This window comes from Jeotgalibacillus proteolyticus, assembly GCF_002926065.1.
Classification (GTDB): Bacteria; Bacillota; Bacilli; order Bacillales; family Jeotgalibacillaceae; genus Jeotgalibacillus; species Jeotgalibacillus proteolyticus.
Map to the genome: position 1 here is coordinate 341885 of NZ_PREZ01000005.1, position 22835 is coordinate 364719.

The following is a 22835-nucleotide window of genomic DNA, read 5'->3' on the forward strand; positions in this document are numbered from 1 at the left end:
ATTTATCTATGAAGCTTTGGAACAAAAAGATAGCGGGTGCAACGGTCCTTTCGTTAAGCATGATCCTTGCAGCCTGCAGCGGAGATGACAACGCTGATGGCGGTGAAAATCCTGACACAGGCAGTGACGGCGACAACGGCGGCTCTGAGGAACAGGTTGAGATTGTTTATGCAGCCGGAGTTGATGTAACAGGTGCTACACCGGCGCTGATCGAGGCATTCGAAGAAGCAAATCCGAATATTACTGTTACCTACAGAGAAATGCCGGCAGATACCGGAGCTTCTCATGACCAGTATGTAACAAGCTTCAGTGCACAGGAATCTGAAATAGATGTGTTCGATGCAGACGTTATTTGGCCGGCAGAGTTTGCACAGGCACAATACGCCTTAGAACTTGACCGCTTCATTGAAGCAGACGGCATCAATATGGATGAGTACTTCCCTGGAACCGTTGCATCAGGTAATTTCAACGGCCGTCAATATGCGATGCCGAAGTTTACAGATGCAGGGCTGCTTTACTACCGTACAGATCTTGTTGATACGCCTCCACAAACATGGGACGAACTTTTTGACATGGCAAGTGAGCTGAATGGCGAGGGAGATACTCAGTTCGGTTACCTGATGCAGGCAAATCAGTATGAAGGAATGGTTTGTAATGCAGTCGAGTTCATCGCAGCTTACGGCGGTGGAGTTATTGACGAAAATAATCAGGTGATTGTAAATAGCCCGGAAACAGTTGCAGGAATTCAAAAAATGGTTGACTTTGTACAATCAGATTTCGTTCCCAGCAATATCTTAAGCTTCCAGGAAACTGAAACAAACAATGCATGGGTTGGCGGACAGGCAGTATTTGCCCGTAACTGGCCTTATATGCAGGCAACATCAAATGACGAAGAAGCTTCAGAAGTAGCCGGCAACGTTGGGTTTGCTGTATTACCTGCAGGGGATGGCGGTAACGCAGCGACACTTGGCGGCTGGATGACGATGATTAACCGTTACAGCGAACATCAGGAAGCGGCTTGGGAATTCGTGAAATTCATGTCCGGACCTGAAGGACAAAAAATCAGTGCAACAGTTGGCGGACGTGCTCCTACTTTAGAAGCTCTTTATGAGGATCCTGAAGTACAGGATGCAGCAGCTCTATTTTCAAATGAAGAGTTCGTAGCAACCCTTCAAAACGCTGTACCTCGTCCGGTATCACCGATCTATCCGCAAATTTCTGACATTATGCAGGTTGAGCTTTCACGTGCACTTGCAGGAGAAATTACACCAGAGCAGGCAGCTGAAAACATGCAGACAAAAATTGAAGCTGCAATGGCTGAGTAAGGCGGAAGCATAACAAGTTAACTAAGGGGGGGTGAGGTTATTTCACCTCCCCTTTCTATTAATTAAAAAGTGGGTGATACAGTTGAAGTTTCAATTGAACGAAAAGCAGCTAGGTTATTTAATGGTCGCACCTGCCCTGATTCTTGTTATTTTAGTAACCCTTTGGCCGGTGGCTCAGTCCTTTTACAACAGTTTATTTGACTACCGCTTAAATGATCCTTCCAGGTCGGACCGCTTTTTGTCGTCCAATGTTGACCTTGAAAACTATGCGAACCAATACTTCTATCTTTCTAGAGACTTTGAAACATTAGCTGCAGATGCACCGGATCCTGAAGCGGCTGATGCTGTCAGCGAGATTCAGGCAGGAATTGAAGGCTATCATAACGAGCTTTTGGAAATGGACGGGCTGAGTGAGCAATATGAAGAAGTAGAATCAATGCTAGCTTCCTTTACGGCTATAGGTGACCGAACCTTAAAATATGCTGAGGTGGATAATGAGTGGGCCGAGAGCTATAAGGCGTTTTTAACAGAGTCGAGCGAGGAACTCGAGAGCTTTGTGACAACAGCTGATGATGAAGCTTTCACCACAAATGCCGCAAATGTAGCAGGCACCCTGTTAATGGTAGAGAACACCGTAATTGAATCCAATTTTATCGGATTAAAAAATTATTCAAGGTATTTACAGGACGGCAGAATGTGGCAATCGCTTTACAATACCTTAATTTTTACCGTTGTATCAGTGGGAGCAGAGTTAATTTTAGGTCTGGCCATTGCAATCTTGATTAACCGGACATTTACAGGACGGGGAATCGTACGGGCTTCTGTTCTGATCCCTTGGGCTATCCCTACTGCTGTTGCCGCGATGATGTGGAAATTTCTCTATGACGGACAGACAGGGATCGTATCCCACTACTTTGAGCAATTCAGTTTAATTTCAGATGCATCGGTTCTATTATCTACTGCTACCGGGGGAATGTTCTCCGTTATCTTTGCAGATGTATGGAAAACAACGCCTTATATGGCCCTTTTATTACTGGCAGGGCTTCAGACGATCCCGCAAGGATTGTACGAAGCGGCTGAGGTGGATGGCGCAGGAAAATGGCAGCAATTCTGGAAGGTTACCTTACCTCTTTTGAAATCTGCTATTCTCGTTGCACTATTATTCCGTACACTTGATGCATTCCGGGTATTTGATCTGATCTTCGTTTTAACAGGCGGCGGACCTGCAAACGCAACAGAATCGATATCTATTTATGCTTATATCACCCTCTTCTCGCAGCAAAATTTTGGAGCAGGTTCAGTGTTATCCGTTATCGTATTTGTCTCAGTTGCGATAATCTCAACTCTATTTATAAAATTCATCGGGTCTGATCTTTTTGCAGGAAAAACTCGATAAGGAGGAATCAAGATGAACAAACGTGCTGGTATAGGATTTTATATTTTTCTCGTCGTGTTTGTGTTTTTTGTGATGTTCCCTTTCATCTGGGTTTTCCTCACATCGATCAAACCGCCGGGTGAAATCTTTAATAATTTCAATTGGTTTTCTTCGGATCCATCTGTAGCATCCTATGTAAATGCCTGGAACAACCGTCCTTTAGGCCGGTATATGCTCAACAGCTTTATGATTTCGAGCATTACGACGATTATTGCCATTGCTTTTGCTTCTGTTGCAGCGTACGCATTAACTCGCTTGCCAATTAGATTCAAAGGGCTTATTCTAGGTGTAATTCTTGCTGCTTCCATGTTTCCGCAGATTGCGATTATTTCGCCAATCTACAACTTTATTACATCCGTAGGCCTTCGTAACAGCTATATGGGCTTAGTTATCCCATACATTACGATAAGCCTGCCTCTATCAATCTGGATTTTAGCAACTTTCTTTCAAAAGATTCCATGGGAGCTTGAAGAATCTGCTAAACTGGATGGAGCAACACCTTTCCAAACATTCAGAAAAATTATTTTCCCACTTGCAGCGCCCGGCGTATTTACGACCGGAATTCTAGTATTTATCGCTGCGTGGAACGAGTATTTGTTTGCCCTAACGATTAATACTGATGACAATTGGAGAACTGTACCGGTTGGGATTTCGTTATACCAGAGTCAATTTAACATCCCTTGGGGAGATATTTCAGCTGCCACTGTTATTGTAACGATTCCTATTGTTATACTGGTATTAATTTTCCAACGAAGAATTGTAGCTGGACTAACCTCCGGCTCAGTAAAAGAATAGGAGTGTTATTAAAATGAACGTAACTGTATGGAATGAGTACCGTCACGAAAAAAACAATGAAGAAGTAACCAAAATTTATCCGGACGGAATCCATCAAGTCATTGCTTCTGCCCTTACCGAGCATGGCTACGATACGAAAACGGCAACATTGGACGAACCGGAGCACGGTCTGACTGATGACGTATTAAATAACACAGATGTCCTTCTTTGGTGGGGACATGTTGCCCACGAGGAAGTAAGCGATGAAATTGTAGAAAAGGTTCAAAAAAGAGTTTTAGAGGGAATGGGATTAGTCGTCCTTCACTCTGCTCATTTTTCAAAAATCTTTAAAAAGCTTATGGGCACCGGCTGTGATTTAAAATGGCGTGAGGCTCAGGAAAAAGAACGTCTTTGGGTTGTAGACCCAAGTCACCCTATCGTGGATGGGATTGGAGAATATATCGAGCTTGAAGAAGAAGAAATGTATGGAGAGCACTTTGATATTCCGGCACCGGATGAGCTTATTTTCATCAGCTGGTTCGAAGGCGGCGAGGTTTTCCGGAGCGGAGCAACCTTTAAGCGCGGAAACGGAAAGATTTTCTACTTCCGTCCGGGTCATGAAACGCATCCAACCTATCATAATAAACAGATTCAAAAAGTCATTGCAAACGGTGTGAAATGGGCGGCGCCGACTACCCGGGACTATCCTGTCTACGGAAATGCGAAGCCGCTTGAAAAGCTCGAAGGCTACAAGGAGGAATAGAATCAATGAGCAAGCTAAAAATAGGAGTTGTCGGTGCAGGAAGTATTGCGCAATTGCGTCATCTGCTTGAATATGCAGATAACGAGCATGTGGAGGTCGCTGCGATTTGTGATATTAATGAAGAACGCGCAAATGAAGCAGCAGAAAAATTTGGCATAGCAAAGGTTTTTACTGATTATCATGACCTGGTTAAAGAAGATCTGGACGCAGTGAGCGTGTGTACCCCGAACTATCTGCACGCCCCTGTATCCATCGCAGCTCTCGAAGCTGGTAAGCATGTTCTTTGTGAAAAGCCGATGGCTACAAGCAAAAAAGAAGCCGATCAAATGATTCAGGCTGCAGAAAAAGCCGGAAAAACATTAATGATTGGTCATAATCAGCGTCTCGTAGAGTCTCATCAAAAGGCAAGAAAATGGATTGCTGAGGGCAAGCTTGGAAAAGTGTTCAGCTTCAGAACAGCCTTTGGCCATCCCGGCCCGGAAGCCTGGAGTGCTGATGGTGCTGACAGCTGGTTCTTTAAAAAAGACGAAGCTTTTATCGGTGCCATGGGTGATCTTGGTGTTCACAAAACAGATCTTATCCGTTACATTTTAGGGGAAGAAATGACTGAGGTTGCAGCCATGGTCGAAACTACTGCGAAGAAGAATACGGATGTCGATGATAATGCTGTTCTCCTTTTAAAAACGGAGAGTGGAATTATCGGTACACTGGCAGCAAGCTGGTCCTATAAAGGCAAAGAGGATAATTCCACTGTTATCTACACAGAAAAAGGCGTTCTCCGTCTTGAGGATGATCCCGAATATTCAGTTGTCCTTCATAAGCATGATGGAACGAAGGAAGAATTAAGTCTTGGCAAGATCCAGTCAAACGAAGAAGGTGGACAGGAATCTACTGGTGTGATTGATCATTTTGTGGACTCGATTTTGACAGGGAAAGCCCCTTTAATTACCGGCGAAGAAGGCAAAAAATCGCTTGAAGTGATCCTGGGCGCCTTAAAATCGGATGAAACGAAACAAATTGTAAAGCTATAGGTGATAAAAATGGAAAAACTAAAAATGGGACTAATAGGAGTCGGAGGGATTGCCGTATCGCGGCACCTCCCCTCCTATCAATCGTTAAGCGACCATGTTGAAATTACAGCTGTATGTGATGTAAACCAGGAAAGGGTAAAATCAGTCGCTTCTGAGCACTCTATTCCGTTTCACACTACTCAATATGAGGAACTCTTTCCGCATGTGGACGCAGTAACGATTTGTACCCCAAATAAATTTCACGCTGAAATTTCAATTGCAGCTTTAAATGCAGGCGTCCATGTGATGTGTGAAAAGCCGATGGCGCTGACTTCAAAAGAGTGTGAGGAAATGATTGAAGCGGCCCAAAAAGCCCAAAAGGTCTTATTAATTGCCTATCATTACCGTTACACCAAAGAAGCCAGAGCTGCTAAGCGGTTTATTGATGAAGGAGAAATTGGCCGGCCGCTTGTTTCACGGGCCCAGGCCATTCGCCGCCGCAAGGTGCCAGGCTGGGGCGTTTTCACCAGCAAGGATCTTCAGGGCGGAGGCAGCTTGATTGATTTTGGCTGTCATTTCCTTGACCTCGCACTTCATTTAATGGAATTTCCGGAAATTGCAGAGGTATCAGGTGCTACATACAACGAGCTCAGCAGACAAAACGATATTGTTAACCAATGGGGAACCTTCGATCCGGCCACTTTTGAGGTAGATGACCACGCTACTGCCTTTATTAAATTTAAGGATGGAGCTACCCTTCTCTTTGAAACCTCCTGGGCTGCAAATCTTGCAGATGATCAGGAAACGGTCAGTGTGTCCGGAACAAACGGCGGACTTGATGTTTACCCTCTAAAGCTTTATCAGGCAAAATACGGCATGCTGCTTGACCAAAGCGCCTATTGGATTTCAGATGATGAAAATCCGGGAATTCCACAAGCAGTTAATTTTATAGAAAGCTGCCGAGGCCGCCAAACGCCCCTTATTAAGCCTGAGGAAGCGTTAATTATATCAAGAATTATCGAAGCAATCTATGAAAGCAGTGACACAGGCAAGGCGATATCATTTACTTAAGGAGGAATAAGAAATGAAACTAGGCGTTTTTACTGTTCTTTTTGCTCAAAAAACTTTTGAAGAGATGCTTGATTATGTAAAGGAATCCGGACTTGATGCTGTGGAAATTGGAACAGGCGGCTATCCAGGGACAAGCCACTGTCCGATTGACGAATTGCTTGAGGATGAGGGCAAACGAAACCAATACCTTGATGCTGTTATCTCCCGCGGATTAACGATCAGTGCATTCAGCTGTCACGGAAACCCGGTAAGCCCCGACCCTGCTGTAGCACAGGAAGGCGACGAGGCATTACGTAAAAGCATTAAGCTTGCCCAGCTGATGGGTGTGCCTGTAGTTAATACATTCTCAGGTACTCCAGGGTCAGATGAAACCTCTAACCACCCTAACTGGCCGGTTGCTCCTTGGCCAAATGAATACGGCGAGGTTCTTGAATGGCAGTGGGAGAAGAAATTAATTCCTTATTGGAAAGAGATTGCTGAAATAGCAAAGCAGGCAGACGTTAAAATCGGTCTTGAGCTTCACGGGGGCTTCTCAGTCCACACGCCTCATACAATGCTGAAGCTTCGTGAAGCAACAAATGAATACATCGGTGCAAACCTGGATCCGAGTCATTTATGGTGGCAGGGAATTGACCCGGTCGGCGCTATTAAGATTCTTGGCAAAGAAAATGCGATCCACCATTTCCATGCCAAGGATACGTATATCGACCAGGATAATGTAAACATGTATGGATTAACAGATATGCAATCCTATGGAGCGATCCAAACACGCGCATGGAACTTCCGCTCTGTCGGCATGGGCCACGCAGCCGACGTCTGGGGCCAAATCATCAGCGCCCTCCGCACCTACGGCTACGACCACGTCGTCAGCATCGAACACGAAGACCCAATTATGAGCATCGAAGAAGGCTTCCAACGCGCCGTATCCACCCTCCTCTCCGTCAACATCAAAGACCAACCAGCGGAAATGTGGTGGTTATAATAAAAGCGGAAGCAGGCGTTTAGGGGCGACAAGCACAAGGCGAGCACTGACAGAAGGCTGCTCTTTGCCTTCAGTCAGTGCTTGACTTGTGACCTCGAGCCCCTGCCTGCTGGAGCTGGATAACGTAAAAGCGGAAACGGGCGTATAGCTCCGACAGACGTAAGACGAGCCCCCAATTAGGCGCTTTTTGCCTAAATGGGGGCTTGACTTACGATCCGAGGAGCTGCCCGTTGGAGCTGGATAGCGTAAAAGCGTAAGGCGCTCGTTCAGCTCCGACAAGCATAAGGCGCGGTGGCCCAGTGGACGCTCTTTGTCCACTGGGACAGCGTGACTTATGACTCGAGGAGCTAGCGCCTGGAGCTGGATATCATAAAAGCGGAAGCAGGCGTTTAGGGGCGACAAGCACAAGGCGAGTGCTGACAGAAGGCTGCTCTTCGCCTTCAGTCAGTGCTTGACTTACGATCCCAGGGGCTGCCCACTGCCTACCATCAAAAAAAGGCTCTAACGAATAAAAAATTCGTTAAAGCCTTTTTTCTGTTTCCTAAGCCTCTTTGTTAAGCACTGCATTTTTCACCATAGCATTTGCTTGCTCTTCCTCATTCTTCTTGCTCTTAATAAAGAAAGCTAAAAACAATCCTAAAACTGAGGAAGCTCCAGCGAAAATAAACGACACGTTAACTCCGTGAACCATTCCCTGTGCCCCCTGCTCAGGTATTGCACTGCTTGTCATAATCGTAACGAGCAGCGCTGTACCGACTGCTCCGGCAACCTGCCGCATCGTATTATTCATCGCAGTTCCATGCGGAATTAATCCAGGCGGCAGCTGATTTAACCCAGCTGTCGTCACCGGCATCATCACCATCGCCATCCCAAACATCCGAAAGGCATTAACAACCGCGAGATACGTAAAAGATGTATCCACCGTTAAATTCGTAAACATAAAAGTCGATACGGCAAGAATAGACATTCCAACAATAGACAGCCATCTGGCACCAAATTTATCGAATAACTTCCCTGTAATCGGACTCATGATCCCCATTATCAAAGCACCTGGCAGCAGCATCAATCCTGAATCAAGAGCAGAAAATCCAAGCATACTCTGCATAAATAATGGCAGAATTACGGCGCCTCCGATCATGGCAATAAAAATAAGCATGCCAAGAATAGTGGTGATCGTAAATACTTTATATTGAAACACTTTAAATTGCAGGATCGGCTGTTCGAGTTTAAGCTGTCTTAAAATAAACCAGGTTAGCGTGATCGCCCCAACGAAAATGGATAAAAGCACTTCAGCACTTCCCCATCCGCTGCTTCCTGCTGTACTAAACCCGTATAATAAGCCTCCAAAGCCGAGTGTAGAAAGAACAATTGATAAAGCGTCCACCTTCGGAAACTTTTGCTCAGTTATATTTCTTAAAATAAAGTAGGCAACAATAATATCAATGAAGATAATCGGCAGAATTACATAAAATAAGCTTCTCCACGGAAACTGATCGACCAGCCATCCGGACAGCGTAGGCCCAATCGCCGGAGCGAATGCAATGACAAGCCCAAACATCCCCATTGCTGCCCCGCGTTTTTCCTTTGGATAAATTAAAAACAAAATAGTCATCATTAATGGCATAATTATCCCTGCACCGGATGCCTGAAGCACTCTTCCCACCATTAAAACAGAGAAACCGGGTGCCACTGCACAAATCAGTGTCCCTATTCCGAACAATCCCATTGCAGTAAGAAATAAACGGCGGGTAGTAAATCGTTCGATTAAAAATGCAGTAATGGGAATCATAATTCCGTTTACGAGCATAAAAATGGATTGAAGCCACTGAGCTGTATTCGCATCCAAATTCAAGTCCACCATAATATGAGGCAGTGCGGTTGCAAGCAGTGTCTGATTAAGAATAGCCGCAAAGGCACCTGAAATTAATACAATTAGTAACGGCACTTTATTAAAGGAGGTCTGTGATTGAGCAGATCCCTGAACATTATTCATACGTATCCTTCTTTCTATTCGCTATAGTTGCATGATACAACTATATGATTGTATAATACAACTAAAAGGAATGTCAACCAGATGAATTAACGAATTCGTCGACAATTGACAATCAAATTTCGTTCGGTATCATGAGAATAGAGAAGGTTAATTTAAGGTGGTAAACAAATGAATGAAGAATCACTTAAAACAATAGAGCTCGAAATGGCTGTGCTGATCCGGCGCGTGGCATCGATTAATTCAAGAAGAGAAGAAAGTCTGCTCCGCTCCGCCTATCTGTTACTGCTTCATATTTCCACAAATGGTACAGCTGGCGTTAAAACATTGGCTGCAGACCTCCAATTGGATATCTCCACAGTGAGCAGACAAGCCGCCTCCCTCGAACAAAAAGGGTATGTAGAAAAAGCTCCCTGTCCAGCGGATAAACGCGCATATTTTTATCAAATTACTGAGTTAGGAGCAAAAGAGCTCCAGCAGTATAAAGAAGCAAGGATGAAAAAATTAACGATGCTGCTCGAGGACTGGAGTCAGGATGAGTGTGATAATTTCGGGGAGCTGTTAAAGAAATTTAATTACGCAATTAAAGAGCTTTAACCTTTTACGCGTTCCATACAATATTGAGAAAAAGAGGCTCAGACATAACAATAATTTTAGAAACGTGAGGTGAATGGAGCGTAAGGGGGTGACTCCTGCGGGAGGAAGCGGGAGCTTGAGATCCACTTGCGAAGCAAGTTAGCTCAAGCCCCGTCCCGCGGAAAGCATCCCCCTGAAGCCCAATGAACCGGGGAAAGAGGCTGAGACAACATTTGTCCCAGCCTCTTGCTTCCTTATAAGAATTACCCCCTTAAATCAAACGTTTGTTTAACCGTCTCCATCACTTCTTTTTTAAGTAATCCATCGCACTTTTGATTTCCTCTAAATAAATCGAGGCTTCCTTGTATTGATTCGTGACAACACTTGTAAAAAGAATATCAATCATATGAAGCTGGGCAAGCCTGGATGAGGTTGCACCGCTTCTAAACGGGGCAGGGATTTCGCGCGAGGCAGAGATAAATAAATTAATTTCCGCGTGCTGGGTTACAGGAGAAGCTCCATAACGCGTGAGACTGATTGTCGTTGCCCCCCTCGCTCTTGCAAGTCCCATGATTTTTGCGGTCTCCTCTGTTTCCCCTGAAAAAGAAATACCGACTACTACATCAGTGCTCTTTGCATTCGCAATGTACATTCCAGCATTATGGATGTCTGAAAAGGCTGATGTTTCCTTATTCATTCGAATAAATTTCTGCTGGGCATCCTGCGCGATGATTCCCGACGCCCCTACGCCAAAAAAGTGTATTCTTTGTGCATTTTGAAGTGCCTGTACTGCTTTTCCAAGCGCTTCATAGTTAACGAGCTCCGTGGTTTCCTTAATCGCCTGTATGCTGTTATTGGTCACTTTTTGAACGATTGATTCCTGATTCTCCCCAGGATGAATATCACTAAAATGATCCTCCTGGTCTTTATGCAGATCGCCTGAAATGCGAAGCTTTAACTCCTGAAACCCCTTTAAGCCAAGCGATTTACAAAGCCTGACGACCGCTGCACTGCTTGTACTACTTGCTTCCCCCAGCTGAGCCACAGTCATATAAATGACTTCATGAGGGTGCTGGATAATAAAATCAGCCAGCTTTCTCTCTGACGGCGGCAGCTTATGCTTTACCTCATTCAGCAGCACAAGTCCTCCGGATAGGGATGATTTTGATTTTGTTAGATCCGTCAATTGCGCTCAATCCTTCAATATAGATTCTTAGCCTTTTATGGCTCCCTCGGTCATTCCCTTTGCAATTCTTTTTTGGAATATTGCATAGAGAATAATGACTGGAATAATCGCGATCGTCAAGCTGGCGAATAAGGTTCCCCAGGCATTGGTATATTGCGCCTCACTGCTGATAAAATCAATCGCAAGCCCTAATGTATAATTAGTTCTTGATTGAAGAAAAATGAGGGCCATAAAATACTCGTTCCAGAATTGAATAGCATTCATAATGGACACCGTGATAATCGCTGTCGTCGATAAAGGTGTAATAATCCGTAAAAGTATACCATAAGGCGACAGTCCGTCCATAGAAGCTGATTCCTCCAGCTCCTTCGGTATTGTACCCATAAAGCTGGTCAGAACAAAAATGGTAAACGGCAGCTGGGAAATTGCATAAACCACTGCCAGACCAAATAAATTATCAAGCAGATTAAAATCCATTAATAGAAAAAACAATGGGATCCAGCCAAGTACCATAGGAATCATCATGGCTGATATGTAGACGGTAAATAAGATTCCGCTGCCTTTGAATTTGATTCGCTCAATCGCATAAGCAGTCGGCAGCGCAAGCACAAGCGTGAGAAACATTCCCATGACCGTTACGATGACACTGTTAAATACACTGGTATCAATATTGTAATTTGTCCAGGCATCAATAAAATTTTGAAAGTTAAAGGATTCCGGCAGCCCCCAGGGATTTGAATAGATTTCGGCATTTGATTTTAACGAGCCGATAAACATCCAGATGATAGGGTATAAAACAGCTATTGCCCAAAGGATTAACGGTATTCTTATTCCAGTCCGGATTACTGCCGGACGTACTTTTTTCTTCATTCCCCGCCCCTCCTTCACTAGTATTGCACTTTTTCTCTTTTCATTAGAAATTGTAAAATCAGTACGGTAATTAATGAAAGAATTAAAATAACTACACCGATCGTAGCCCCGTATCCGAAGTTATACTGTACAAAGGCTTGCTGATACAGGTAAGAGCCCATCACATGCGTTGAGTTGTTAGGTCCTCCGCCTGTCATAATTTGAACAATAATAAAAGATCCATTAAGGGTCGTAATCACGATATAGAGAATTGAAATTTTGATCTGCGGCCAGATCAGCGGCAGTGTTACCTTCCAAAATTGCTGCCATTCATTCGCTCCATCAATTTCTGCTGCTTCGTAATAGCTTTTGGATACATTTGAAATCCCGCCGATTAACAAGAGCATGAACAGACCGATTCCTGCCCAGATGGAAGGAAGAACAAGACTTGGCAGCGCCCAATTTTCATCTCCAAGCCATGGTCTCGCCCACTCCCCAAGTCCCATAAATTCAAGCCCGGAGTTAACAAGACCAAGGCTTGGATTGTAGATGAACGTCCACAAAATTCCGATGACCACGACAGACATAATATTTGGAAAGAAAAACACCACTCGGTAAAAAGGTGCTTCCTTAATTTTCAACTGGGTAAGGGCTACGGCAAAAAAGATCGCCAAAATCATAATACCAATAACCTTCGTCACCACTAAAAAGTAGTCATGAAGAATCGTTCTTGGGAAAATTTTATCCTGAAATAATCGCTCGTAATTGCTCAGGCCGATAAACTCCCTGTTTGAGGAGGAGCCTGACCATTCAAAAAAGGAAAAATACAGTCCGCTAAAGAGCGGATAAAGCGTAAAAATTGAAAACAGGATAAAGGTCGGGACTAAACAAAAAGCTAAAAAAACATATTTTTGCTTTTTAGACTGTACCATTCCATCACTCTTTCTCATTAAAAATCTTTTTTAAAAAGAGGTTGAGACAAATGTATGTCCCAGCCTCTTTCGTCCGGTTCACTTCGCTTCAGGGGGCGCTTTCCGTGGGGCGGGGCTTAAGCTAACTTGCTTTCAGCAAGTGGATCTTAAGCTCCCGCTGCATCCCGCAGGAGTCACCCCCTTCCGCTCCGTTTACCTCACGTTTTTAAAATTATTCTTATGTTCCAGATGCATTTCTTTTTCATCATGTAATTATTGACGATACGAAGCTGCCGCTGATTCGGCTTCCTCTGTAAACTCTTCAGCAGTTATATTTCCAAGCATAAGAGATAACAGGGCATTTCCGATTGGCGTTTCCAGGTCTGCACTCATTGGATGAGGCTTTTGATAAATTTGTACCTGCTCAGGATCATTAATCATTTCGTTTGCTTCTTTCAAATATTCAGGAACATTTTCATTCTCTGTTAAATCCACACCTGCAACGTTCATGATGGCTCCAGTGTGCTCAGAGAAAAGTTCTGCATATTCTCTTGTGAAAACAAATTCAACAAAAGCTTCAGCAGCTTCTTTATTTTCAGCGTTTTCAGCAATTGCCAATGGACGAAGATCCGGCACAATCGCATAAGGCTCTCCGGCATCCTGCATCGGCGATGGGATAAAGCCAAACTCAAGTCCATCCGGTACGTCATTTGCCATTTCATTTGGCAGCCAGAAGCCAACCGGTACAAAAGCATTTTGATGTAACAGGAAGTTCATTTGGGACTGGGTGTGATTTAAAGCACCAAGACCGGAATCAAAATAGCCTGCCTGCTGCATGCTTTCAACCTTCTTCATTGTTTCAAGCACGACATCACTCGTCCATGCCCCTTCAGCTCCTGTAATGACATCATTCAGCAGTTCTTCGCCGCCTGCTGCGCCAAATGCAGGATATAGCATACCTCTCAGGAAGTAATAAGGATGCTGACCGCTTGTAACAAGTGGATCAATCCCTTCCTTATCCTGAATATCCCCCATTGAATTCATAAAGCTGTCAAAGTCAGTCGGTACTTCAAAGCCTTCTTCTTCAAACCAGGCTTTATCATACCAGGTTCCCCACGTATCAAATACCAACGGAAGACTGAAAATTTCGCCGTCATGACGATCCGGGTCCACAATAAAGTTATCCAATAAAGGCTCCCCATCCACTTCCATTCCTTCTACCAGCTCAGTTAAATTTGCCAGCTGGCCGTCTTCAATCATCTGCGTTTCACTTGAGCCCGCTCCGTCAATGTATACAACATCCGGCGGATTATCAGATACCCATCTGGACCTCATTTCATCATTAATATTCGGACCCTTGTGCTCGGTTATGGTTAAATCAGGGTATTCCTCTTTAAAATCAGCAATGACCTCATTCCACCACGAATCACCGTAGCCTCCTACAAAATATTGAATCTCAAGTTCTCCTGACATTCCTTCTCCGCCTGAATTTCCGTTGTCCCCGTCCCCTTCATCTGATGAACAGCCTGCAATCATTCCTGCCGAAAGTATGACTCCCCCTAAAAGCATGCTTGAGCTTTTCCAATACTTTTTCAAAAAAATTGCCCCCTTTGTTTTAAAAGAATTATTTGAAAATCATTAGCTTATGTAATGATCATTCACGACTTCAGGTCTTTACGGGTTTTTGCTAGCTGGATCGCATTTCTCATAAAGCCCTTACTTTCTTCTATGGCTTTTTGAGCCGCTTCTAAGGAAACGTCCGCTTCAATCATGACGATTGCCGGCTTTACTTTTTTCCCTGCAAGCATCAGCATTTCTTCCGCTTTTTCATAATTAGCTTCTGTAAGCTCCATAATGATTCTTTTCGCACGCTCCATCAGCTTATAATTACTGGCATGCACATCCACCATTAAATTCTCCTGCACCTTCCCCATCTTTACCATTGCTGCAGTGCTTAGCATATTTAAAATCATTTTATGGGCAGATGCTGCCTTCATCCTGGTGGAGCCGGTGAGTACTTCAGGCCCTACAACCGCTTCAATTTTGCAATCAGCAATTTTACTTATTAGCGCGTCTTTATTGCTTGAAAGTGCGATGGTATAGGCCCCTTTTTCCTTCGCAAGCTTTAATGCTCCAATCGCATAAGGTGTTCTTCCGCTTGCCGTAATACCTACAACGACGTCATTTGAAGTTATATTTTTCACCCGAAGATCGTCTGCTCCCTGTTCTTCCTGATCCTCAGAGCCCTCTACAGCAGTTCCGAACGCATGAATTCCTCCTGCCATTATGGGCTGAACCATCTCATGAGGCGTCATAAAGGTTGGAGGGCACTCCGAGGCATCAATGTACGCAAGTCTGCCGCTCGTCCCTGCACCGCTGTAAAATAGCCGTCCTCCCTTTGAAAAAGCTTCAACGATCTTTTCCGTTGCATATGTGATTTGCGGAAGAACCTTTTCGACTGCAAAAGCAACCTTCTTATCCTCATTATTAATTACTGTCATAATATCCGCGATGTCCATTTGATCCAGCTTCATGCTGTTTTCATTTCGCTGTTCTGTTACCAGTGCAGATAGATTGATTGTCACTCACATCACCTTCTTTTCTATTAGTCAAGGAATCCCTTATTCTTTGGAAGAATGCTTTTCCCTAAGCTGCTCCAATGCAATGAGAACTGCACCATTTAACGGGGAGCTGTAAGGCTCCTGGTATATACCGAGATTCTCTTTACCCAATTCATTTTTAAACCGTTCTCTTATGATTTCAGAATGAGTAAAAATGGAGCCTGCTGTCGTAACAATGGTTTTTTCATTAAAGCCGTCATGCATGTTAAACAGGCTTTTCACATGAAGAACAAGTTCATCCGCTGCGTTCTGTAAAATAGTCAGGGCAGCAGGATCCCCCCTGTCTGCAGCCTCGATGACAAGCTTCGCAAGCTTAGCGATGTCGTGTTTACCTGATTTTTTGCTGTATATGTATGAGATGAGTTCCGTTTCCCTGGTCATGTTAAGGTTTGTCAGAATCATAGAGCTTAAAATCGTTTTATCTGCCCTCTTATCATAAGTTCTTGTCAATCTATTTAAGGCTTGTAAACCGATTTGGTAGCCGCTGCCTTCGTCGCCTAAAATATGGCCCCAGCCCCCACTTGTAACAACCTCTTCCCTCCCTGTCAGTCCAATCGCATTGGAGCCGGTTCCTGATATAATAAGAATGCCTTCTTTTTCCTCGGGCTTAAGCGCTCCTTTTATGGCGATATATAAGTCCGAACAAATCATGAGAGGCATATCCGGGTGAAACCCTGCCCTGTAAAGCGGTTCCGTTAAGGCCTGTAGAGCCATCGTTTCATCATCTTGTCGTCCTACACCTGCTAATCCGCAGCATATGCTTTTTACCTCAGAGGGCAGTATGGATTCCTTTTGAAGGAACTCCAGCAGGGTGTTTGCAATACGGCTGGCCATTTCTTTAAAGCCGATCGCCTGGGGATTTGTTCCTTCCCCAATAAGTGTAAAAGCAGGCTGGATAAGAGCTGGGTGGCTCTCATTTAGTTTACAAATGGAGTAAGCGGTTTTCGTTCCGCCCCCATCAACGCCAATTACATATCCCATCCTTTTCCTCCACTGTTTTTTTTAATTATAATGTCGCTGATTTTTTATGTCAATATATTTCGAAAATACTGATATTTTATTTCAAAGGAAGTATAATTGGAGTTATTTAAAAATACATTAACAAAAGTGGGGATACTCATGAGCAAAATAATTCTACTTAAACAGCTGATGATCTATTTAGAAAATGAAGAACTGTTATATGGTGATCTGCTTATTGAAGATGGGAAAATTATTAGGATTGCCGCTTCAATCAGCGAGCCTGCTGATCAGATTATTGATGCAAGTGGTGAAAAATGGACAGCAGTTCCCGGCTTCATCGATCTTCACATTCACGGTGCAGCAGGTCATGATGTGATGGACGCAACCTATGAAGCGATAGATGGAATTTCACGTGCGCTTCCGGCTGAGGGAACGACCAGCTTCTTAGCCACGACGATGACCCAATCAGAGGAAGCCATAACGAGAGCCGTATCAGCAGCCGGTAATTTCGGTAAAAAACAACCTGCTTCAGGACAAGCTGAAATGCTTGGAATTCATCTTGAAGGACCTTTTATTTCACCATCCAAAGCCGGGGCTCAGCCTTCAGCATTCATCACTCTCCCTTCCAACGGACTTTTTGATCAATGGCAAAAAGAAAGCGGAGGCATGATCCGTTTAACGACCTCAGCTCCTGAAATGGAAGGCGGACAGACTTTTATCAGCCACGTCAGCAATTCTGGCGTAACCGCTTCTATAGGCCATTCTGATGCAGCTTATTCAGAGGTGGAACAAGCTGTATCTAACGGAGCAAACCATGTTACTCACCTTTTTAATCAAATGAGCCCCCTGCATCACCGGGAGCCCGGTGTTGTTGGAGCAAGCTTTCTGCTGAACGAGCTTTCGGTTGAAATGATTGTAGACTTTGTACATATTGATCCAAATGCAGTGAAGCTTGCTTATCTTACAAAAGGGGCAGACAGGACGATTCTTATCACTGATGCTATTCGGGCAAAAGGACTTCCCGATGGCAAATATGATCTAGGCGGCCAGGAGGTTTTTGTGAAAGATAAAGAAGCGAGACTGAGTGATGGCACACTTGCAGGCAGCATCTTAACCATGCAGGAAGCAGTTCTGAATATGCGCAAACTTATTGGCATTACGATTAAAGAATTAGTCGCGATTACCTCAAAAAATGCAGCTAAGCAGATTGGCGTTTGGGACCGCAAAGGAAGCATTCAAGAAGGTAAGGATGCAGATATTGTAATTGTATCCGAGCATTATGATGTTGTTTTAACCATTTGCAGGGGGGAAATAACCTTTACAAAGGAGGAGTAGCCTTGAGAATTTTTGTTACGAAGAACTATCAGGAGCTTAGCTATAAAGCAGCCGATATTGTAGAAGATTATTTAAAAAATTCATCCGCTGTTCTCGGGCTGGCAACAGGCAGTACGCCTATGGGATTATACCGGGAGCTCATTTCCCGCTATGAGAACAACGGTCTGTCGTTTCAGAATGTCCAGACGATTAACCTTGACGAATACATTGGACTTGATCGGAATCATTTGCAAAGCTACCACACGTTTATGAGAGAAAATTTCTTTTCCCATATCGATATCCCCTCTCATCAAACTCATATTCCAAACGGTCTGGCGGAGCCGCTTGACGTTGAATGCAGCCGATATGAAAAACTTATCAATGAAATCGGTCCTCCAGACGTTCAAGTACTCGGGATTGGTGAAAACGGACATATCGGCTTTAATGAACCTGGAAGCAAATTCTCAAGTGAAACCCATGTTATTCAGCTGGCTTCCTCTACCAGAAAAGCAAATGCCCGCTTTTTTGATTCGGTGGATCAGGTACCAACACATGCCATTACGATGGGGATTAAATCGATCCTAAAAAGCAGACAAATTCTTCTTTTGGCTTCAGGAACTAAAAAGGCAGCAGCAATTAAACGCCTATTAGACGGCGGCATTGATGAAAAATTTCCTGCCTCCGCTCTCCTGCAGCACTCAGACGTTGTTCTCATTGCAGACAGAGAAGCCTGGTCTGAAGTAAGTTCGTCATCTGAAACCATCTTTAATGTAGAATACCTTTAACCAGCAGGACATTTTCTCTTGAAAATGTCCTGTTTTTGTTGATGATAATCACCCAATCACTCATGCAATTTCATCATAGGATATAAAAGATGTTTAAGACATCTAAGATTCTTCATGGAGGTGATCTTTATGTGGGGATACGGCGGAGGATACGGCGGCGGCTGTGGAGGCCACGGCGGATACGGAGGCTATGGCTACCGTGGAGGCTTTGCGCTGATCGTAGTTTTATTTATTCTTTTGATTATTATTGGTGCTTCATTTTGCAAGTATTAATTAAATACTCTTCTCCTTTTGCTGCAGCACAGCAGATTGGGGTTTAACAAAAAAAAGAAGCCGGATTGGCTTCTTTTTTAATTTCCATCCAGTTAACCGATTCTCTTCAGCCTGCTTTGCTTTAACAGCTGATTGACGACCTCTGAAAAGACAATGCCCATCGCAATGGAGCCCGAAATCATAAAGGCCTTGGCCGCCAAAGAAAGTGCAGTAATATAGTCATTTGTTACAAAGTTTCGCATGGCATTATAGGCCATTCCTCCAGGAACAAGCGGGATAATGCCTGCCACAATATAAATGATAATAGGCGCTTTATATACTTTTGCATAGACCTGGCTAACAATGGCGATTAAAAATGCTGCCGCCACAGTAGCCGGCACCTCATCAACCCCCTGAGCGGTTATGAGAATATAGGTCATCCAGCCAAGCATGCCGACAAACCCGCATTTCCACAAAGACTCCTTCGGGGCATTAAAAATAATACCAAAACCCATAGCTGCTATAAAACTGGTGATCAGCTGGATCAACATCGCCATTTACTTTCCTCTTTTCAACAAATGCTTTTTTATAAAAAGGTCACAACCACTGCGATACCAGAGCCGATGGCAAAAGCAGTTAAAAAGGCTTCCGCTCCTTTTGAAAGGCCTGATATTAAATGGCCTGCCATCAAGTCCCGCACAGCATTCGTAATTAAAAGACCAGGCACAAGCGGCATAACGGAGCCGATAATGATCTTATCGAGTTCCTGGCCAATTCCAAGCTGGATAAATAATAATGCAAGCAGCCCGATAATGAAAGAAGCCATAAATTCAGCAAAAAATTTGATCGATATAAGCTGTTGAAAATACACTACGCTCATAAACCCGATTCCTCCGGTTATAACGGCAGGGATAAAATCCGCAGTGCTTCCCTGGAACATGAGTAAAAAACAGCCGCTTGCAATGGAAGCAGCACCAATTCTGATCTTAAGAGAATATGTTTCTTCAGATCGGTCAATTTGCTTTAAGATTCGATACGCCTGCGGTACGTCGAGCTCCCCATTGGAGATGCGTCTGGAGGTGCTGTTAACAAGCATTACTTTTTTCAGATCTGTGGTTCTATCTGAGATTCTCATTAGTTTTGTTTTGGTTGGTTCTTCTGTTTCGATGGAGAACATAATGCCGGTCGGGGTAACGTAGCTGTGTGATTCTTTGATGCCGTAAGAAGCAGCAATGCGCATCATTGTGTCTTCTACGCGATAGGTTTCGGCACCGCTTTCGAGCATGATTTTTCCGGCCAGTAGGCTAACGTCCATGATGTCGTATTGTTTTTCTATAGATTGTTCTAGGTTCATTTTGATCGCTCCGGCTTTCATCTTCTTTTCTATGGTTCAGTGTATCATGAGGGGTTGGGGTTGAGGGTGTTTTTTGCGTTAATTTGGTAAAGGGGGATTTTGTAAGCTTTATGTATCTTGGAATGTAATTAAGTTTAGGGTTCTTAATGTGGCGTGTTGATTTCCGTTTTAGGGGGATGCTTTCCGCAGGACGGGGCTTAAGCTAACTTGCTAGCGCAAGTGGATCTCAAGCTCCCGTTTCATCCTGCAGGGGGCATGCTTTCCACGGGGCGGGGCTGAGCTAATTGGCTGCGCCAATGGATCTCAGCTTCCCCGCTTGATCCCGCAGGAGTCACCCACTTCCGCTTCAATCAACTCCTGATAATTCATTTGCTGCTTTAATTTAGAGGGTTATGAGTTTTTTCACTTCCATTAATCTCTGAGATATTTATTTGATCCTGCTCCATATATTTTCTCTTTAATTTGGATAATTATTCAAAATAACTTTTAAGAAAGTTTTTAAAGGGCATAGCTTGACCAAGAGGTGTTAAATATGGAAAATATGACAAATTGTTTACTCATCTATTACTGACGGGATTGCTATGGTGCAATACGCAATGGACGAAAAGACAGTAACAGAAGCAGATCAGATTGTGCTAGAGAATGCAATTCAGCTGGCGGCGCTTGACTTCCATGCATGGGAAGTGGAAATAATGAATGAATTTCTTAAAAATTTTTATTTATGATTACATCTCCGTTTTCATCTAACAACGGAGTAAGCCCCCCGCCTCCTGAGGTAATCCAGGAATGAAGATAGTGAACACCCGTTTCTTTGTCAATCAAAACCGTCAATTGCGTATTTGAAAAGTATTCTGAGGATTTTACGTGAAAGCGCCCTTCTTCTTTTTTAAACATTTTTAGTCCTCCTTTTATTATTAAAGTTAACTTCTTCTTTACCTGTCCAGCCCGTTTCTTTTATAAACGTAGACAAACAGTCCTAAACAAACGACGAACCAGCCGATCAGTACACTACTATCTAATAAACTCCATTCGTAGCCCCCGGAAAACAATCCTTGCGATAGGTTAGTCAGGACTCCTGCATAGGTGTAGTTAAGGACATCGGCGATCATTTCATTATAAATACGGAACAATGGTGCGGAAGTTAAGACAAGTAAAATTGGCATACCTACAAGACCGGCTTGTGTCTGGTTTTTCGAGACAATCCCGATAATATAGCCAATTAAGATACTGATAATGCTGGCAGCTGCTGTAATTAAGAGATAGGTCGGCATTTGAATATCACCAAAAGCAATTCCACTGACAGGAATCAATAGCACATTGACGAGCATTAAGATGATTAGCGTCGGCAGCATACTGCCAATAAAATATTCCACACCGTTGACAGAAGAGGTCATGAGCACTCTTAATGTGTTCTTTTCCTTTTCTTCAGCGATCGGATGGCTGCTCATTGAAACCCCGCCGATCCCAATGTTAAAGATAAGTCCGAACCCCAGTAGGAAAGCACCTGTTAAAAAGGTAACTCCCTCCTCCTCCACATTGACCTCAGGGATAAGATTTTTCATAATCAGAACAAAACCGATGGCGAAGACAGGGGTTAAGATCACACTCATATTTCCTAGCAGCAGTTGTAGTTTTAATTGAAAGATGGCATTAATTTTTTTCAGTGATACCTTCACACTAATTCCCTCCCTGTTACTTCTAAGAAAACTTTTTCTAACGTTGGTTCGCACGAATGAATCGTTAGTAACTCATCACTCGCCATCCATTTGCTGATTTTTTCTATCGTTTCTTTTGTATGAGGCAAAGTATGTTCGATCTCATTCTTTAATAAAACCTGATACTGTTTGTTTTTATTGAATTTAAGGGTTAACGCTTTAGGAGAGTCATTTTCTACGATCAGGCCGTCGTTTAGCAGAGCGACCCGGTCACATAGCTTGGCTGCCTCCTCCATATTATGAGTAGTTAGGAAGATGGCTGTACCGATCTTTTTTAATTCGAGCAGCAGGTCATGAATCGCTTCAGAGTTCACGGGGTCCAATCCGCTAGTCGGTTCATCAAGGAACAGCACTTTAGGCTCGTGAAGCATTGCTCTCGCCAAAATTAACCGCTGCTTCATCCCCTTAGACAGCTTGCTCGCCAGTTTATCTTTATCCTCATACAATCCTACTTTTTTTAAAAGAAAATCGACGCGCTGTTTTTCTACATCCAGCAGCTTCGCAAATACGGTTAAATTTCTGTAGACCGTCAGTCTTTCATATAGTCCGCTGTTATCCGTGACGATGCCTACCTGCTCATAAATCTCCTCATCTATTTGTTCTGTAGGTTTTCCTAATACTGAAGCTTTACCAGAGGTTTGAGGCAGCTGGCCGGTCAATATTTTAATCGTCGTGGTTTTCCCAGACCCGGAAGGTCCGAGAAAGCCGATAATTTCTCCTTCATGAACGCTAAAATTCAAATCCTTTAACGCCGTTTCTTTATGAAACTTCTTTGATAAATGTTCAACATTAATCACTTTACGTTTTTTCATTTTATCTCTCCTTCGTTACTTTCGAACCTATTGGTTGAATGGCATTCAAGAAGTTAACTTCCTGATCTCTATAGTAGGAGAAGAACATCGAAAAGTCGTAAAAATTCGTTGAACAGTACTAAGAAGTGCTCAAATGTAAAAAAACGAGGC

Annotated in this window: 24 protein-coding genes; 12 read left to right on the forward strand and 12 right to left on the reverse strand. The window is 43.6% G+C overall.

Annotated features, from left to right (window positions below):
* The first annotated feature begins 8 nt into the window (after positions 1 to 8).
* The 7 genes from C4B60_RS14775 (at position 9) to C4B60_RS14805 (ending at position 7360) form a co-directional block, all read left to right on the forward strand.
* Positions 9 to 1325: an ABC transporter substrate-binding protein gene (locus C4B60_RS14775; RefSeq protein ID WP_104058791.1), complete on the forward strand. Its 1317-nt coding sequence runs from the start codon at positions 9 to 11 to the stop codon at positions 1323 to 1325.
* A gap of 121 nt (positions 1326 to 1446) precedes the next feature.
* Positions 1447 to 2721, forward strand: a complete 1275-nt coding sequence (locus C4B60_RS14780; RefSeq protein WP_104058946.1) for a carbohydrate ABC transporter permease — start codon at positions 1447 to 1449, stop codon at positions 2719 to 2721.
* 12 nt (positions 2722 to 2733) lie between these two features.
* On the forward strand, positions 2734 to 3555 hold the full coding sequence (locus C4B60_RS14785) for a carbohydrate ABC transporter permease (protein ID WP_104058792.1): 822 nt from the start codon (positions 2734 to 2736) through the stop codon (positions 3553 to 3555).
* Positions 3556 to 3568: 13 nt separating this feature from the next.
* Positions 3569 to 4297, forward strand: coding sequence for a ThuA domain-containing protein (locus tag C4B60_RS14790; RefSeq protein ID WP_104058793.1), 729 nt, complete (start codon positions 3569 to 3571; stop codon positions 4295 to 4297).
* 5 nt (positions 4298 to 4302) lie between these two features.
* On the forward strand, positions 4303 to 5328 hold the full coding sequence (locus tag C4B60_RS14795; RefSeq protein WP_104058794.1) for a Gfo/Idh/MocA family protein: 1026 nt from the start codon (positions 4303 to 4305) through the stop codon (positions 5326 to 5328).
* Between the two features lie 9 nt (positions 5329 to 5337).
* Positions 5338 to 6378 (forward strand): Gfo/Idh/MocA family protein, encoded by a 1041-nt coding sequence (locus tag C4B60_RS14800; protein ID WP_104058795.1) that lies wholly within the window; start codon positions 5338 to 5340, stop codon positions 6376 to 6378.
* 13 nt (positions 6379 to 6391) lie between these two features.
* A complete protein-coding gene (locus tag C4B60_RS14805; protein WP_104058796.1) occupies positions 6392 to 7360 on the forward strand; it encodes a sugar phosphate isomerase/epimerase family protein in 969 nt (322 codons plus the stop codon).
* A 541-nt stretch (positions 7361 to 7901) separates the two neighbouring features.
* On the opposite strand, the gene C4B60_RS14815 is transcribed toward C4B60_RS14805, so the two are convergent.
* A complete protein-coding gene (locus C4B60_RS14815) occupies positions 7902 to 9353 on the reverse strand; it encodes a DHA2 family efflux MFS transporter permease subunit (protein ID WP_104058798.1) in 1452 nt (483 codons plus the stop codon).
* Between the two features lie 168 nt (positions 9354 to 9521).
* Between C4B60_RS14815 and C4B60_RS14820 the strand changes: the two genes are divergently transcribed.
* Positions 9522 to 9947, forward strand: a complete 426-nt coding sequence (locus tag C4B60_RS14820; protein WP_104058799.1) for a MarR family winged helix-turn-helix transcriptional regulator — start codon at positions 9522 to 9524, stop codon at positions 9945 to 9947.
* 280 nt (positions 9948 to 10227) lie between these two features.
* Here C4B60_RS14820 and C4B60_RS14825 read toward each other — a convergent pair whose 3' ends face one another.
* The 6 genes from C4B60_RS14825 to C4B60_RS14850 all read right to left on the reverse strand — a co-directional run bounded on the left by C4B60_RS14825 (position 10228) and on the right by C4B60_RS14850 (position 16474).
* Complete coding sequence (locus tag C4B60_RS14825; protein ID WP_245153993.1) at positions 10228 to 11112, reverse strand: MurR/RpiR family transcriptional regulator; 885 nt, start codon at positions 11110 to 11112, stop codon at positions 10228 to 10230.
* Positions 11113 to 11139: 27 nt separating this feature from the next.
* A complete protein-coding gene (locus C4B60_RS14830; protein ID WP_104058800.1) occupies positions 11140 to 11982 on the reverse strand; it encodes a carbohydrate ABC transporter permease in 843 nt (280 codons plus the stop codon).
* A 17-nt stretch (positions 11983 to 11999) separates the two neighbouring features.
* A complete protein-coding gene (locus C4B60_RS14835) occupies positions 12000 to 12893 on the reverse strand; it encodes a carbohydrate ABC transporter permease (RefSeq protein WP_104058801.1) in 894 nt (297 codons plus the stop codon).
* A gap of 252 nt (positions 12894 to 13145) precedes the next feature.
* Positions 13146 to 14408, reverse strand: a complete 1263-nt coding sequence (locus C4B60_RS14840) for an ABC transporter substrate-binding protein (RefSeq protein ID WP_245154008.1) — start codon at positions 14406 to 14408, stop codon at positions 13146 to 13148.
* A 122-nt stretch (positions 14409 to 14530) separates the two neighbouring features.
* The gene (gene murQ / locus C4B60_RS14845) at positions 14531 to 15451 is read right to left on the reverse strand and encodes an N-acetylmuramic acid 6-phosphate etherase (RefSeq protein ID WP_104058949.1); all 921 of its coding nucleotides are present in this window, start codon (positions 15449 to 15451) and stop codon (positions 14531 to 14533) included.
* 42 nt (positions 15452 to 15493) lie between these two features.
* Positions 15494 to 16474, reverse strand: coding sequence for an N-acetylglucosamine kinase (locus C4B60_RS14850; protein ID WP_104058802.1), 981 nt, complete (start codon positions 16472 to 16474; stop codon positions 15494 to 15496).
* A gap of 138 nt (positions 16475 to 16612) precedes the next feature.
* Here C4B60_RS14850 and nagA point away from each other — a divergent pair, with 138 nt between their 5' ends.
* The 3 genes from nagA (at position 16613) to C4B60_RS14865 (ending at position 18825) form a co-directional block, all read left to right on the forward strand.
* Positions 16613 to 17788, forward strand: coding sequence for an N-acetylglucosamine-6-phosphate deacetylase (gene nagA, locus C4B60_RS14855; protein ID WP_104058950.1), 1176 nt, complete (start codon positions 16613 to 16615; stop codon positions 17786 to 17788).
* A gap of 2 nt (positions 17789 to 17790) precedes the next feature.
* On the forward strand, positions 17791 to 18552 hold the full coding sequence (nagB, locus tag C4B60_RS14860; protein WP_104058803.1) for a glucosamine-6-phosphate deaminase: 762 nt from the start codon (positions 17791 to 17793) through the stop codon (positions 18550 to 18552).
* A gap of 114 nt (positions 18553 to 18666) precedes the next feature.
* On the forward strand, positions 18667 to 18825 hold the full coding sequence (locus C4B60_RS14865; RefSeq protein ID WP_425331168.1) for a YjcZ family sporulation protein: 159 nt from the start codon (positions 18667 to 18669) through the stop codon (positions 18823 to 18825).
* A gap of 92 nt (positions 18826 to 18917) precedes the next feature.
* Here C4B60_RS14865 and C4B60_RS14870 read toward each other — a convergent pair whose 3' ends face one another.
* On the reverse strand, positions 18918 to 19361 hold the full coding sequence (locus C4B60_RS14870) for a threonine/serine exporter family protein (protein WP_104058805.1): 444 nt from the start codon (positions 19359 to 19361) through the stop codon (positions 18918 to 18920).
* A 29-nt stretch (positions 19362 to 19390) separates the two neighbouring features.
* Positions 19391 to 20158: a threonine/serine exporter family protein gene (locus tag C4B60_RS14875; RefSeq protein WP_104058806.1), complete on the reverse strand. Its 768-nt coding sequence runs from the start codon at positions 20156 to 20158 to the stop codon at positions 19391 to 19393.
* Between the two features lie 596 nt (positions 20159 to 20754).
* Here C4B60_RS14875 and C4B60_RS21865 point away from each other — a divergent pair.
* On the forward strand, positions 20755 to 20883 hold the full coding sequence (locus tag C4B60_RS21865; RefSeq protein WP_280632275.1) for a hypothetical protein: 129 nt from the start codon (positions 20755 to 20757) through the stop codon (positions 20881 to 20883).
* Here C4B60_RS21865 and C4B60_RS14880 read toward each other — a convergent pair.
* The 3 genes from C4B60_RS14880 to C4B60_RS14890 are packed head-to-tail and all read right to left on the reverse strand — an operon-like array spanning position 20864 to position 22685.
* Positions 20864 to 21052 carry a DUF6440 family protein gene (locus C4B60_RS14880; RefSeq protein WP_104058807.1) on the reverse strand — a complete coding sequence of 63 codons (189 nt, stop codon included), beginning with the start codon at positions 21050 to 21052 and terminating at the stop codon, positions 20864 to 20866. The genes C4B60_RS21865 and C4B60_RS14880 overlap by 20 nt on opposite strands.
* A 38-nt stretch (positions 21053 to 21090) precedes the next feature.
* Positions 21091 to 21834: an ABC transporter permease gene (locus tag C4B60_RS14885; RefSeq protein WP_104058808.1), complete on the reverse strand. Its 744-nt coding sequence runs from the start codon at positions 21832 to 21834 to the stop codon at positions 21091 to 21093.
* On the reverse strand, positions 21831 to 22685 hold the full coding sequence (locus C4B60_RS14890; RefSeq protein ID WP_104058809.1) for an ABC transporter ATP-binding protein: 855 nt from the start codon (positions 22683 to 22685) through the stop codon (positions 21831 to 21833). Before C4B60_RS14890 ends, C4B60_RS14885 begins: the two co-directional genes overlap by 4 nt.
* Between the last annotated feature and the right edge of the window lie 150 nt (positions 22686 to 22835).